The organism is Mycobacterium sp. H4Y (assembly GCF_000364405.1).
GTDB lineage: Bacteria > Actinomycetota > Actinomycetes > Mycobacteriales > Mycobacteriaceae > Mycobacterium > Mycobacterium intracellulare.
Genome location: NZ_AKIG01000002.1, coordinates 1,130,183 through 1,143,360 on the forward strand (window position 1 = coordinate 1,130,183; position 13,178 = coordinate 1,143,360).

The 13,178-nt window shown below is 69.5% G+C and carries 13 protein-coding genes and 1 pseudogene; 4 read left to right on the forward strand and 10 right to left on the reverse strand.

The genetic code is table 11. The features are described 5' to 3' along the window. Position 1 precedes the first annotated feature (1 nt). Complete coding sequence (locus W7U_RS19195; RefSeq protein ID WP_008261482.1) at positions 2-784, forward strand: site-2 protease family protein; 783 nt, start codon at positions 2-4, stop codon at positions 782-784. Positions 785-824: 40 nt separating this feature from the next. Beyond that, on the forward strand, positions 825-1,721 hold the full coding sequence (locus tag W7U_RS19200; protein WP_008261485.1) for a cation diffusion facilitator family transporter: 897 nt from the start codon (positions 825-827) through the stop codon (positions 1,719-1,721). Between the two features lie 4 nt (positions 1,722-1,725). Here the strand turns inward: W7U_RS19200 and W7U_RS19205 are convergent, their stop codons facing one another. Then, a complete protein-coding gene (locus tag W7U_RS19205) occupies positions 1,726-2,139 on the reverse strand; it encodes a DUF3151 domain-containing protein (RefSeq protein WP_008261488.1) in 414 nt (137 codons plus the stop codon). Between the two features lie 123 nt (positions 2,140-2,262). On the opposite strand from W7U_RS19205, the gene W7U_RS19210 reads away from it, so the two are divergent. Then, positions 2,263-3,144 carry a hypothetical protein gene (locus tag W7U_RS19210; RefSeq protein ID WP_008261490.1) on the forward strand — a complete coding sequence of 294 codons (882 nt, stop codon included), beginning with the start codon at positions 2,263-2,265 and terminating at the stop codon, positions 3,142-3,144. 87 nt (positions 3,145-3,231) lie between these two features. Here W7U_RS19210 and fbaA read toward each other — a convergent pair whose 3' ends face one another. Next, positions 3,232-4,263: a class II fructose-bisphosphate aldolase gene (gene fbaA / locus W7U_RS19215; RefSeq protein ID WP_008261492.1), complete on the reverse strand. Its 1,032-nt coding sequence runs from the start codon at positions 4,261-4,263 to the stop codon at positions 3,232-3,234. Between the two features lie 92 nt (positions 4,264-4,355). Between fbaA and W7U_RS19220 the strand changes: the two genes are divergently transcribed. Then, positions 4,356-5,048, forward strand: coding sequence for a DedA family protein (locus tag W7U_RS19220; RefSeq protein ID WP_008261494.1), 693 nt, complete (start codon positions 4,356-4,358; stop codon positions 5,046-5,048). Between the two features lie 15 nt (positions 5,049-5,063). Here W7U_RS19220 and W7U_RS26940 read toward each other — a convergent pair whose 3' ends face one another. From W7U_RS26940 to W7U_RS19260, 8 genes and pseudogenes are all read right to left on the reverse strand, one after another. Next, positions 5,064-6,413 (reverse strand): 3-oxoacid CoA-transferase, encoded by a 1,350-nt coding sequence (locus tag W7U_RS26940; protein ID WP_008261497.1) that lies wholly within the window; start codon positions 6,411-6,413, stop codon positions 5,064-5,066. Beyond that, positions 6,410-7,549: a glycoside hydrolase family 76 protein gene (locus tag W7U_RS19230; RefSeq protein WP_008261499.1), complete on the reverse strand. Its 1,140-nt coding sequence runs from the start codon at positions 7,547-7,549 to the stop codon at positions 6,410-6,412. The genes W7U_RS26940 and W7U_RS19230 overlap by 4 nt, the downstream gene beginning before the upstream one ends. A gap of 152 nt (positions 7,550-7,701) precedes the next feature. Then, positions 7,702-8,349 carry an RNA methyltransferase gene (locus tag W7U_RS19235; RefSeq protein WP_008261501.1) on the reverse strand — a complete coding sequence of 216 codons (648 nt, stop codon included), beginning with the start codon at positions 8,347-8,349 and terminating at the stop codon, positions 7,702-7,704. Further along, positions 8,346-9,248, reverse strand: coding sequence for a hypothetical protein (locus tag W7U_RS19240; RefSeq protein WP_008261503.1), 903 nt, complete (start codon positions 9,246-9,248; stop codon positions 8,346-8,348). The genes W7U_RS19235 and W7U_RS19240 overlap by 4 nt, the downstream gene beginning before the upstream one ends. Positions 9,249-9,477: 229 nt before the next feature. Further along, entirely contained in the window at positions 9,478-10,017 is a 540-nt protein-coding gene (gene pyrE / locus W7U_RS19245; RefSeq protein WP_008261506.1) for an orotate phosphoribosyltransferase, read from the reverse strand. After that, a complete protein-coding gene (locus tag W7U_RS19250) occupies positions 10,004-10,777 on the reverse strand; it encodes an SDR family oxidoreductase (protein ID WP_008261508.1) in 774 nt (257 codons plus the stop codon). Before W7U_RS19250 ends, pyrE begins: the two co-directional genes overlap by 14 nt. A gap of 50 nt (positions 10,778-10,827) precedes the next feature. After that, positions 10,828-11,707, reverse strand: a pseudogene (gene ttfA, locus W7U_RS19255) (trehalose monomycolate transport factor TtfA). An 89-nt stretch (positions 11,708-11,796) separates the two neighbouring features. Continuing rightward, positions 11,797-13,080, reverse strand: a complete 1,284-nt coding sequence (locus W7U_RS19260) for an acyl-CoA dehydrogenase family protein (RefSeq protein WP_008261510.1) — start codon at positions 13,078-13,080, stop codon at positions 11,797-11,799. Positions 13,081-13,178 lie beyond the last annotated feature (98 nt).

Sequence of the window (13,178 nt, forward strand, 5' to 3'; positions counted from 1 at the left end):
GGTGAGCTTCCCCTCGCCCCAACGCGAATCGGTCCGGCCGAGCCCGATCTTTTTGGCCCTGCTCGGGTTGACGGCGGTCGGTGGTGGACTGGCCTGGCAGGCCGGCTACAGCGCGCGGCCGCTGGCCTATGTCGGGGTGTTCATCTTCGTGATCGCCGGCTGGCTGGTGTCGCTGTGCCTGCACGAGTTCGGGCACGCGGTCACCGCCTGGCGGTTCGGCGACCACGACGCGGCCGTGCGCGGGTACCTGACGCTGGATCCCCGCCGCTACGCCCATCCGGCGCTGTCGCTCGTGCTGCCGTTGGTGATCGTCGCGCTGGGCGGGATCGGCCTGCCCGGGGCGGCGGTCTACGTGCGGACGTGGTTCATGACGCCGGCCCGTCGCACGCTGGTCAGCCTGGCCGGGCCGGCGGCCAACCTGGCGCTGGCGGCGCTGTTGCTGGCGCTGATCCGGTTGTTCTTCGACCCGACGCACGTGGTGCTGTGGGCCGCGGTGGCGTTCCTGGGATTCCTTCAGCTCACCGCCGTCGTGCTGAACCTGCTGCCCATCCCCGGGCTGGACGGCTACGACGCCCTGGAACCGCACCTGAGCCCCGAGACGCAGCGCGCGCTGGCCCCGGCCAAGCAGTGGGGCTTCGTCATCCTGCTGTTCCTGCTCCTGGCGCCGGTGCTCAACCACTGGTTCTTCGGGATCGTGTTGTCGCTGTTCGACCTGTCCGGCGTGCCGGACGTGCTGGTGAGCTGGGGCAACGGGCTGACCCGCTTCTGGAGCCGCTGGTTCTGACCCTTGCCATATATGCGTCGTCACGCATATATTTCCCGGCATGGGCGCCGGCCACAACCACACCCCGGCCGAGACGGACGACGCTCGGCTGATCCCGCGCATGGTCACCGCCGCGGCGATCCTGGCGGCGTTCTTCGTCGTGGAACTGGCCACCTCGCTGCTGATCAACTCGATCGCGCTGCTGGCCGACGCCGGCCACATGCTGACCGACGTCGTCGCCGTGTTCATGGGGCTGGCCGCCGTCACGCTGGCCCGCCGCGGCAGCTCGTCGCCGGCCCGCACGTATGGCTGGCATCGCGCCGAGGTGTTCACCGCCGTCGCCAACGCGGGCCTGCTGATCGGGGTGGCGGCGTTCATCCTCTACGAGGCCGTCCGGCGGCTCAGCGAGGCGCCCGCCGTCCCAGGCGTGCCGATGATCGTCGTCGCGCTGGCCGGGCTGGCCGCCAACTTCGCCGTCGCGCTGCTGCTGCGGTCCCACTCGTCGGGGAGCCTGGCCGTCAAGGGCGCCTACATGGAGGTCGTCGCCGACACCGTCGGCAGCCTGGGCGTGCTGATCGCCGGCGTGGTCACCGTGACGACGCACTGGCCCTACGCCGACGTGGTGGTTGCCGTGCTCGTCGCGCTCTGGGTGCTGCCCCGGGCGATCGCGCTCGCGCGCGACGCGCTGCGGATCCTTTCCGAGTCGTCGCCGACCCACATCGACGTCGAGGAGCTGCGCCGCGCCCTCGCCGCCGTCGACGGCGTGACGGGGGTGCACGACCTGCACGTGTGGACGCTGTCGCCGGGCAAAGACATGTGCACGGCGCACCTGACCAGCACCGGGGACCCCGCCCGGGTCCTGCATGACGCGCGGGCGGTGCTATCGGCCCGCGGGCTGGAACACGCCACCGTTCAGATCGACTGCCCCGACGACACCGATTGCTCGGAGAGCTTTTAAGGCGTTACAGCCCAAGCGCTTTGCGCGCCTCGGGGTCGCAGTCGTCGAGCAGGTCCAGGCACCGTGCGTACTCGTCGGTTTCGCCGATCGCGTCGGCGGCGCGCGCCAGCGCGGCCACACAGCGCAGGAAGCCGCGGTTGGGCTCGTGCGAATACGGGACGGGGCCAAAACCCTTCCAGCCGTTGCGGCGCAGCTGGTCCAGGCCGCGGTGATAGCCGGTGCGGGCGTACGCGTACGCGGTGATGGCCTGGTCGTCGGCCAGCGCCTGCTCGGCCAGCGCCGCCCAGGCCAGCGACGCCGTCGGATGCGCGGCGGCGACGATGCCCGGCTTCTCGCCGGCCAGCAGCTCCGCCTCGGTGTCGGGGTCCCCGGGCAGCAGGATCGGGTCGGGCCCTAGCAGATCCTTCATCGGCGTCATGGCTCTATTCTGCAGCTCGCCCGTTTTGCCCGCGGGACGCACCTCGGCCATCGCCCCGGGCCGGGGTCTCGGTCGCTAAGCTCTGCAACTACCCCACTCGACAGCGGGAGGACAGTAGTACTCATGCCCAACCCATCCGAGCCCGACCGCGGCGGCCCGCCGAACCGGCCCGGGTTCGACCCACGCGAGTCTCGCAACGATCCGAGCGACGAGTGGGGGGCCGAATCCGGCCCCGACGGCGGCTTCGAGACCGGTGACGACGCCACCGAGAGCGTGCCCATGGTCCCCAACGACGCCGAGACCGAGACCGTGGTGATCAACAAACCCGACCCGCACAGCGGTCCCCAGGAAGTGCCGGAGGCACCGCAGCGCGAGCGTCGCTTCACCGCCCCGGGGTTTGACGCGAAAGAAACCACGATCATCTCCACCACCCCGGAGCCCGCCACCGAGGTCTTCGCCACGCCGGGACAGGACGGGACCGCGCAGTTCGGGGCCCCGCCCAAAGCCGCTGTCCCGCAATCGATCCCACCCCGGCTCGGCGGGAAGCTGCGCACCTCCAGGCAATTCAACTGGGGGTGGATACTGGCGATCGTCGTGATCGTGCTGGCGCTGGCGGCGATCGCGATCCTGGGCACAGTGCTGCTCACCCGGGGTAAACACACCGGCGTCTCGCAGGAAGACCAGGTCCGGCACACGATCGGCAACTTCGACGTCGCGATTCAGCGGGGCGACCTGACCACGCTGCGCACCATCACCTGCGGCACCACCCGCGACGGCTACGCCGATTACGACGAACGTTCCTGGGACGAAACGTACCGGCGGGTCTCGGCGGCCAAGCAGTATCCGGTGATCGCCAGCATCGACCAGGTCGTCGTCAACGGCCAGCACGCCGAGGCCAACGTCACCACGTTCATGGCCTACGACCCGCAGGTGCGCTCCACCCGCAGCCTGGACCTGCAGTACCGCGACGACCAGTGGAAGATCTGCCAGTCCGCCAGCGGGTGACCCGCTAGCCCGCCCCCTGCCCGCCGACCGTGGAGTTGTTGCGCGAAACGGGCCGGATTCAGCCCCAGAAGTCGACGCTCGACGGGGTCAGGCGATCGACTTTCCGGCGCAGTGCAGGTCCGTGCACGCCTGGACCACCCGCTCCGACATCGACGCCTCGGCCTTCTTGAGGTAGCTGCGGGGGTCGTAGGCCTTCTTGGCCCCGACGTCGCCGTCGACCTTCAGCACGCCGTCGTAGTTGGTGAACATGTGGCCGGCGATCGGGCGGGTGAACGCGTACTGCGTGTCGGTGTCGACGTTCATCTTCACCACGCCGTAGCGCAGGGCCTCCTCGATCTCCGACTTCTCGGATCCGGAGCCGCCGTGGAAGACGAAGTCGAACGGTTTCGTGTCGTCGGGCAACCCGAGCTTGGCCGCCGCCACCTTCTGGCCCTGGGCCAGGATGTCGGGGCGCAGCTTGACGTTGCCGGGCTTGTACACGCCGTGCACGTTGCCGAACGTGGCGGCCAGCAGATACTTGCCGTGCTCGCCGTGGCCCAGCGCGTCGATGGTCTTCTCGAAGTCCTCCGGCGTGGTGTAGAGCTTGTCGTTGATCTCGTTGGCGACGCCGTCCTCTTCCCCGCCCACCACGCCGATCTCGATCTCGAGGATGATCTTGGCGGCCGACGCCTCGGTGAGTAGTTGCCGGGCGATCGCCAGGTTCTCGTCGATCGGCACCGCCGACCCGTCCCACATGTGTGATCCGAACAACGGCGCGCCGCCCGCGCTGACCCGGTCGGCCGAGATCGACAGCAGCGGGCGGACGTAGGTGTCCAGCTTGTCTTTGGGGCAATGGTCGGTGTGGAGCGCGACGTTGATCGGGTACCTGGCCGCGATGGATCGGGTGAACTCGGCCAGCGCCACCGCCCCGGCGACCATGTCCTTGACTCCGAGGCCGGACGCGAATTCGGCTCCGCCGGTGGAGAATTGGATGATTCCGTCGCTGCCGGCATCGGCGAAGCCCTTGAGGGCGGCGTTCACCGTCTCCGACGAGGTGCAGTTGATCGCGGGGAAGGCGTACGAGTGCTCCTTGGCGCGGCGCAGCATCTCGGCGTAGACCTCGGGCGTGGCGATGGGCATGGCAACTCCCTTCTGCCCCTTCTGCGGCCGGGTCCACCCAGTATCGTCCAGGTCGGCGGGCGGCTCACCGCGGGCCGGTATGTTGATGGATCATGAGTACCGCCGTGACGGCCCTGCCCGCCATCCTCGACCCGATGTATTGGCTGGGCGCCGACGGCGTCTTCGGGTCGGCGGTGCTGCCCGGGATCCTGGTCATCGTCTTCATCGAGACCGGGCTGCTGTTCCCGTTGCTGCCCGGCGAGTCGCTGCTGTTCACCGGCGGCCTGCTGGCCGCGCATCCGCACCCACCGGTCAGCATCTGGGTGCTGGCGCCGTGCGTCACCACGGTCGCGGTCCTGGGCGATCAGACCGGATATTTCATCGGGCGGCGGATCGGGCCCGCGCTGTTCAAGAAGGAAGACTCGCGGTTCTTCAAGAAGCACTACGTGACCGAGTCACACGCGTTCTTCGAGAAGTACGGGCCCTGGGCGATCATCCTGGCCCGGTTCGCGCCGTTCGTGCGGACGTTCGTCCCGGTGATCGCCGGGGTGTCCTACATGCGCTATCCGCTGTTCTTGGGGTTCGACATCGTCGGCGGCATCGCCTGGGGCGGCGGCGCGACCCTCGCGGGCTACTTCTTGGGCAACGTGCCGTTCGTGCACCACAACCTGGAAAAGATCATCCTCGCCATCCTGTTCGTGTCGATGATCCCGGCGTTCGTCGCTGCCTGGCGCGGCTATCGGGGCCGCCGCCGCGCGACGGAGACCGCCGCCCGGGAACCCGAGAAGCTGCCGGCCTCCGAGTAGCGGGCCGCGCGCGGCTCAGACCGCGACGGTGAAATCGCAGCCGGTCTTGGCGCGGACGTCCTCGACCGTCACCCCGGGATGCAGTTCCGTGAGCACCAGCCCCTGCCCCGGCTCGACGTCGAAGACGCACAGGTTGGTGATGATCATGTCGACCACGCCCTTGCCGGTCAGCGGCAACGTGCATTGCTTGAGGATTTTCGGGCTGCCGTCTTTCGCGGTGTGGTCCATGACGACGATCACCCGCTTGACACCCGACACGAGATCCATTGCGCCGCCAGGCCCTTTGACCATCTTGCCGGGCACCATCCAGTTGGCCAGGTCGCCGTTCTCGGCCACCTCGAGCGCGCCCAGGATCGACAGGTCGATGTGGCCGCCGCGGATCATCGCGAAGGAGTCGGCGCTGCTGAAAAAGCTGGAGCCGGGCAGGCTCGTGATGGTCTGCTTGCCGGCGTTGATGAGATCGGGGTCCACGCTGTCCTCGCTCGGGTAGGCCCCGATGCCGAGCAAGCCGTTCTCCGACTGCAGCGTGACGTTGATGTCGTCGGGAATGAAGTTGGCCACCAACGTCGGGATGCCGATGCCCAGGTTCACGTAGTAGCCGTCGCGCAATTCGCGGGCCGCGCGCTGGGCCATGAGCTCGCGAATGGGGCTGTCGTTCTTCAGCGCTGCGCCGCCGCTGGTGGTGCGGAACTCGATGCGCTTCTCGTAGCCGATGCCCTCGATGATGCGGTCCACGTAGATGCCGGGGGTGTGGATCAGGTCCGGATCCAGCTCGCCGACCTCGACCAGCTCCTCGACTTCGGCCACCGTGACCGCGGCGCAGGTGGCGATCATGGGGTTGAAATTGCGCGCCGTCTTGCGGTAGACGAGGTTGCCGGTCGTGTCACCCTTCCACGCCTTGACGAGCGCCACGTCCGCCCGGATGCCTTCTTCCAGAACGTATTCCGTACCGTCGAAGACCCGGGTGTCCTTGCCCTCGGCGAGATTGGTGCCGTAGGCCGTGCGCGTGTAGAAGCCGGGAATCCCGGCGCCGCCGGCCCGCAGCTTCTCCGCCAGCGTGCCCTGGGGCGTGAGCGCGAGGTCGAGCTCGCCGGCCAGCACCTGCCGCTCGAACTCCTTGTTCTCCCCCACATAGGAGGCGATCACCTTCTTCACCTGCCTGCCCTTGAGCAGCAGGCCCATGCCGAAATCGTCTACGCCGGCGTTGTTTCCGACGATGGTGAGGTCCTTGATGCCGCTGTCCACCAGGGCCCGGATCAGCTTCTCCGGGATGCCGCACAGGCCGAAGCCGCCGGCGGCGATGGTGATGCCGTCCTTCAGCAGGCCGTGCAGCGCCGACTCCGCGTCGGGGTGGACTTTCTTCACAGGGCGCTCCTGTCCTCGTGCGACGATTCGGCGGAGACGTTACAGGCGGCCTCCATGAGCATCCACCCCGACAGCTGCACCGACAGGTCCCGCTCGGCGACCTCGGACGCCATCACCGCGCCCTCGACGAACTCAGCCTCTTTGCCGCCCGCGGTGGGCACCTGGGCGTCGCGGTCCCAGAACGGGCCGAACACCGGCAGCCCGTCCACCGTCTGGCGGTAGTCCCACGCCGACTTCGCGCTGGCCAGCACGATCTGGCGGGCGGTATCGCGGGCCATCGCGTCCTCCGGCGAATCCCCCGGCAGCGTGGTCGCCACCAGCGCCAGGTAGCGGGCGGTCACGCCGGCGAACAGGCCGCCGTCGCCGCCGCCGGCGCCGACCAGCACGCCCGCCGGGGCCATGTGCTCGCGCACGGCCGCGACCAGCCGATGCACCCGCGCGGCGTGCCGGGCCCTCACCTCGGCCCCGGCGCGGGCGGCCAGCTCGGTCTCGAGCCCCAGCACCACGCCCTGGCAGTAGGTGTACTGCGCGCGCACCAGCGACCCCGCCTTGATGCCGTCGAACACCAGGTGCGTCTCGGGGTCGATGAGCGTCGCCTCGATCCAATTCGCCATCTGCTCGGCACGTTTCAGGTGATCGCCGTACCGGGCGAGGAAGATCCCCGCGGGGCCGTTGGCCGGGGCGTTGAAGAACTTGTCCTGCTTGCGCCACGGGATGCCGCCGCCGTCCTCCGGCGACCACGCCGTCAGGAATTGGTTCGCCAGCTTGGGCAACGCTTTTCGGCGCTCGACGCTGGCGATGCGCGCGGCACGTTCGAGCGCCAGCGCCAGCCAGGCCATGTCGTCGTAGTAGTTGTTGATCCACGAGAAGTTGTTGCGCAGCCGGTGCGAACGGACCTGCCGGTTGATCTCGGTGTGCCGGTGGGGCTGCGGATCGCGCTGCTGGGCGTCGATGAGGCAGTCCAGCAGATGCGCCTGCCACCAGTAGTGCCAGGTCCCGAACAGCCGGTCTTTGCGCTGCGCCGGCCAGGCCACCACCCCGAGCTGTGTGGCGGGTAGACCCCACAGCCGCTTCAGGTGCCGTTGTGTGACAGCGGCTTCGCAGCTGGCCGCCCGGTTGGCCCATAGCTGATCCATACCTGCCGATCCTGCCGCATGCGTGTGAGCGCGCGGCGTCGAGTGTGAACGCAGGGCTTTCGGTGTGCATGTGTGGCGGCGACACGCCGAGCTGGCCCGCCGTCAGCGCACAGTCAACGCCGCCGGTTCACACTCAACGCGCCCGGCGGGTGTCACCAGGCGCGGGACAGGTCGGCGTGCTGCTCCACCCAGGTGTGCATGGCGATCCCCGCGGCGACGCCGGCGTTGATGCTGCGCGTCGAGCCGAACTGGGCGATCGACACCGTCAGGGTCGCGCCGCCGCGGGTGTCGTCGGTGATGCCGGGCCCCTCCTGACCGAACACCAGCAGGCACTCGCGCGGCAGCGCGGTCTCCTCGAGCCGCGCCGCGCCCGGGACGTTGTCGACGGCGACGACGGTCAGGCCGGCGTCCGCCGCGAAGTCGAGCAGCTCGGCGGTGCTGTCGTGGTGGCACAGCCGCTGATAGCGGTCGGTCACCATGGCGCCACGGCGATTCCACCGCCGCCGCCCTACGATGTGCACGGTGTGCACGGCGAAGGCGTTGGCGGTGCGCACCACCGAACCGATGTTGGCGTCGTGACCGAAGTTCTCGATCGCCACGTGCAGGGGATGCCGTCGCCGGTCGATGTCGGCGACGATGGCTTCCCGGGTCCAGTACCGGTAGGCGTCGACGACGTTGCGAGTGTCGCCCTCGCGCAACAGGATTGGGTCATACCGCGGGTCGTCGGGTGGTTCGCCCGGCCACGGCCCGACGCCGGCGGGCGGGGTCGCGGACCATTCGGTGGGCCCGGGTCCGCTCATCGCTGGGTCCACACCCCGGCGTGCGTGCCGTCGATGGCCAGTGTCGCGTAGAGCAGCGCGTCGTTGATCTCGCCCTGGGTGCACAGCGAGGCGTTGACGTGCACCGCGTCCAGCGACGCGTCGGGCAGGATCAGCACCGACGAGCCGTAGGTCGCGCAGGCGGGGTTGAGTCCCGGGGCGGGCAGCGTCGGCGAGGCCAGCAACATCATCGGGCCGCCGCGCTTGGCGGACTCGTCGCGGTAGCGGGCCGCGATGGCGGTGGCCTCCAACCCGAGCAGCATGTAGCCGTTGCCGGTGAACGCCCCCGGATCACCCAGTTGCGCCTTGGTCACCGGTTTGCCGTCGGCCCGCCATGCCGTCAGGCTGGCGGTCTTGACCGCCAGCCCGCCGCTGTCGTTGGGGTTGGTCGGCAGGAGGCCGACCGGGAAGGCGACCGGATAGGCCGACGAGCTGTTCGGGATGCGGTCGCGCGGCGAGTAGCCGTAGATGCCGCGGACCTGACTCCGATCCTTCAGCGGCCCAAGGCAAACCGTGCCGGTGAGCCGGTCGGGCGGCGCGGACAGCGGCGCGCGAATGTCGTGCACGCCGGTCTTCGCGTTCTCGCAGCTGCCCAGGCCGTCGGCCTCCATGGGGTGGGCCAGCGCGCCGTACAGGCCGAAGCGGATGTCGGTGGGTTTGGCGTGCGGGTCCTTGGTCGAGGCAGGACTCGCGTCGACGTCCACCAGCACATAGTCGCCGTCCCAGCGCAGGTTCGACACGGACATGTTCCAGCCCAGCAGCGCCAGCGATTCGCCGAGCCGCGCGCCCTGGGCCCCGTAGGGCGCGGCGGCGGGGTTGGTCGATGAGCAGCCGGCCAGGCAGAGCGCCAGGCACGCGGCGATCGCAAGGACGGCGCGCATCGAATCAGCGCCTCGGGGACGGACCCGAACGCATGGGCCACGCGAGGCACATGCGGCACAGCAGTCCCCGCCGGAAAGGAGTGGCGAATTGCCCACCTCCGAGCGACAAATCGGGCGCCTGCGCGCCTCGACGCCGTTGTCGCTGCGAGGCGGGCACCACGCACATCGCCCCGGCCAGGGACCGCTGCGGCGGGTGTGGCAATCGGTGCATCGAAAAAGTCGCCGGCACCTAGCCCAGCCCCAGCTCGGCCAGTCCCAGCACGCTGCGGTACGGCAGCCCCTCGGCCTCGATGGCCTCGGCGGCGCCGGTGGCGCGGTCCACCACGGTGGCCACCCCCAGCACCTCGCCGCCCGCGTCCTGCACGGCGCGCACCGCGGTGAGCGCCGAGTTGCCGGTGGTGCTGGTGTCCTCGACCACCAGCACCCGCTGCCCGGAGACCTCGGAGCCTTCGATAAGTCGTTGCAGCCCATGGGCTTTGGCGGACTTGCGCACAACGAAAGCGTCGATGGGCCGGCCCGGCGCGTGCATGATGGCGGTGGCCACCGGGTCGGCGCCCAGGGTCAGCCCGCCCACCACCGCGTAGTCCCAGTCGCTGGTCAGCTCGCGCATCAGCTTGCCGATCAGCGCCGACGCGCGATGGTGCAGGGTCGCCCGGCGCAGGTCGACGTAGTAGTCGGCCTCCTTGCCGGACGACAGCGTGACCCGGCCGTGCACCACCGCCAGGCGGCGCACCAGTTCGGCCAGCTCCTCGCGCTCAGGTTCGGCCACGGCCACCACCGACTCGTTTGGTGACCGCCCGCATCAGGGTCCGCGGGATCATCCGCTCGGCGGCGATGATCGCCTTGTACTGCAGACCGGGAATGCTGATCACCTTGCCGCGGGCGATGTCGGCGAGGCTCTGGCCGACCACGTCGTCGACCTCGAGCCACATGAACGACGGCGACTTGGACATGTCGATCCCGGCGCGGGCGTGAAATTCGGTGCGCACGTAGCCCGGACACACGGCGTGCACCGAAACCCCGGTGCCCTGCAGCCCGACGGACAAGCCCTCGCTGAACGAGATCACCCACGCCTTGGACGCCGAATACGTCGAGCCCCGCCCGGGCACCAGCCCGGCGACGCTGGCGATGTTGATGACCGTGCCGGCGCCCGCGTCGAGCATGCCCGGCAGCGCCGCCCGGGTCAGGTGCATGACCGCGGTGACGTTGACGTCGAGCTGGGATTGCAGCACGGCGGGGTCGGTGGACCAGAAGTCGCCGGACGTCGCGAAGCCGGCGTTGTTCACCAGGACGCGCACTCCGGCGGCGAGGCGACCGCACACCCGTTGCCGGTCGGCCGCATCGCCCAAGTCGGCGGGGAGAACCTCGACGTCGCCTGCGGTGCTCTTCAATTCGTCCGCCAGCCGGTTCAACCGTTCGGCGTCGCGGGCGACCAGCACCAAGTCGTAGCCGTCGCGGGCGAAGCGTCGCGCGTACCCGGCGCCGATCCCGGAGGTGGGCCCGGTGATCAGGGCGACGGGGCGGGGCATGAGCGCCATCCTAGTGACGGCGGCCCCACCGGCCTCCCGGCTACCCGCCGTCAGCGCTGATAGTTGGTGGCCTGGTGGCCGTTGCGCCCGGTCGGGGGCGGGCGGCGCAGCGTATCGGGGCGCGGCTCCGGTCGCGGCTGGTCGCGGCGCACCGGCTCGGCCGCGCGGCGGCCCCGCCGCGGCGTCGGGCCCGATCAGGCCGGCCACATCCTGCTGCGCGCGCCGGGGCGGCAGCTCGGCGCGGCCCGCCGGCGCCAACGGGCGGCTCGGCGACGCGTTGCGCGGTCCCGCCGGTGCCCCGGACTCCTGCGGGGTCTCCTCCGGCAGCGGCGGCAGCACGCGCAACAGGTCGTTGAACTGCCGCACGGTGCGCAGACCCTCGTCCCACTGGGTGCGGGTGCTGGTGATCGGCATGGCGACCAGCGTCCAGTTCTGCTCGTTCCACATGATCTCGGCGGAATCCGGCGCGGTGTGGGCGAAGGTGACCATGCGGCGGTCGCAGGCCCGGCGGGCGGCGTCCAGGTTGGTGGAGTACACCATCCGCGGCCCGATCGCGCCCAGCAGCCAAATGTCGCTCTCCCGTGGCTCTTTGAGCCCCTTGAGCCGCAGGTCCACCACGACGTTGGTACCAACCTTGCGGTGCAGCGCGATCACCGTGGCGACCTCTTCGAGGTCGAAGATGTAGACCGCCTCGCCGCGGATCTGGCCCAGCACCACGTTCTGCGCGGTCACGTCACCCACCGTCGACATCACGCCGCGCTTCCAGCGCTTGAGGATGTCGGCCGATTCCCGCTCGTAGTCGAATCCGTGCGACCGCGCCCACGACTTACGGCGCCTGCTGCGTCCGCGCCGACGGTCGACATCGACGTACAGCAGCACCCCCGCGCCGACAAAGCACAGCGCGGAGAGCGTGAACCAGAGGGGGACCATCCAAAACAGCGTATCTGCTATTGGCCCGGAACACAGAAGGCGACCAGGTCACAACCCAATCACAGGATGCATTGCGGCGCGGGCGGGCGTCAGCGCCGACGGGCGAAGTACTTCTTGGAGTCCTCGGCCGCGGCCCGCAGTTCGGGTTCTGCCTGGAACTTCGGCTCGAATTTCGCCCACGCCGCCTCCCGCTTGGCGGGGAAGTACTCCGTCGGCCAGTACGGATGCTGTTGCGGGCTGTAGTCGCGCAGCAGGCGCCGGGCGACGGTGGCCTTGTGGACCTCGTCGGCGCCGTCGGCCAGCCCCATCGTCGGCGCGCTCGCATACATCGCCTGCAGCGGCGTCAGGTCGGTGGTTCCGAGCGACCCGAGGATGTGCAGGGCGTTGTACGACACGTCGCGCAGCACCTTGGCCATCGTGAACTTGACCGTCGCGATGTCGGTGCGGGCCTCCTTGGTGCTGGAATTGTCGATCTTCCACGCCGTTTCGAGCACCAGCAGCCGCAGCATGCGGATCGCGGCGTAGGAGTCGGCGATCTTCTCCTGCACCATCTGATGCTCCGCGATGACCTTGCCGTGCGACTCCCGCGACAGCGCCCGCTCGCACATCATGTCGAACGCGAGCCGGCACTGGGCGATGGTGCGCATCGCGTGGTGGATGCGGCCACCGCCGAGCCGACGCTGGGCCAGCGTCTTGGCGCCGTCCTCGGGGCCGAGCAAATGGTCGAGCGGAACCCGGACGTCGTTGTAGATGATGTGGTTGTGGTTGCGCGGCTCGGGCTGGATCTCGACGCCCGGGGTGCGGCGCGGCACGACGAACATGCCGTTGGTGCACATCACGAAGAGGATGTCGGCCACCCGTCCCGCCGAGGTGAACCACTTCTCGCCGTTGATGACCCACTCGTCGCCGTCGCGCACGGCGTGGGTCTTGAACAGGCTGGGGTCGGATCCGCCCTGTGGCTCGGTCATCGAATACGCCGAGAACATGTCCTGGTTGAGCAGCGGCTCGAGCCACCGCTTCTTCTGCTCCTCGGTGCCGAACGCGGCGAGCATCTCCATGTTGCCGGTGTCGGGTGCCGCGGCGCCGAACATCTGCGGGGCCTGCGGGTAGCGGCCGATGACCTCGTTCAGTAGCGCCAGCTTGAGCTGACCGAAACCGGGGCCGCCCAACTCCTCGTCGAGGAAGATCGCCCACAGCCCCTGGTCCTTGATCTGCTGCTGCAGACCGCGCACGTAGGCCTTCACCCGGGGATCGGGCGAGCGCACCGCGTAGGGGAACACGAAGTCCAGCGGCTCGATCTCCTCGCGGCAAAAATCCTCGACCCAGTCGAGCTTCGCCTGGAAATCCGGCTCGGTGCTGAAGTCCCACGCCATGTTGGCCTCCGATCTGCCGTCGGTGGGACGCTACCAATGCGCGTCCAAACGCCGAACGTCGACTTGTTGGGCGGTTTCCGGGGAAAGAACCACAACAA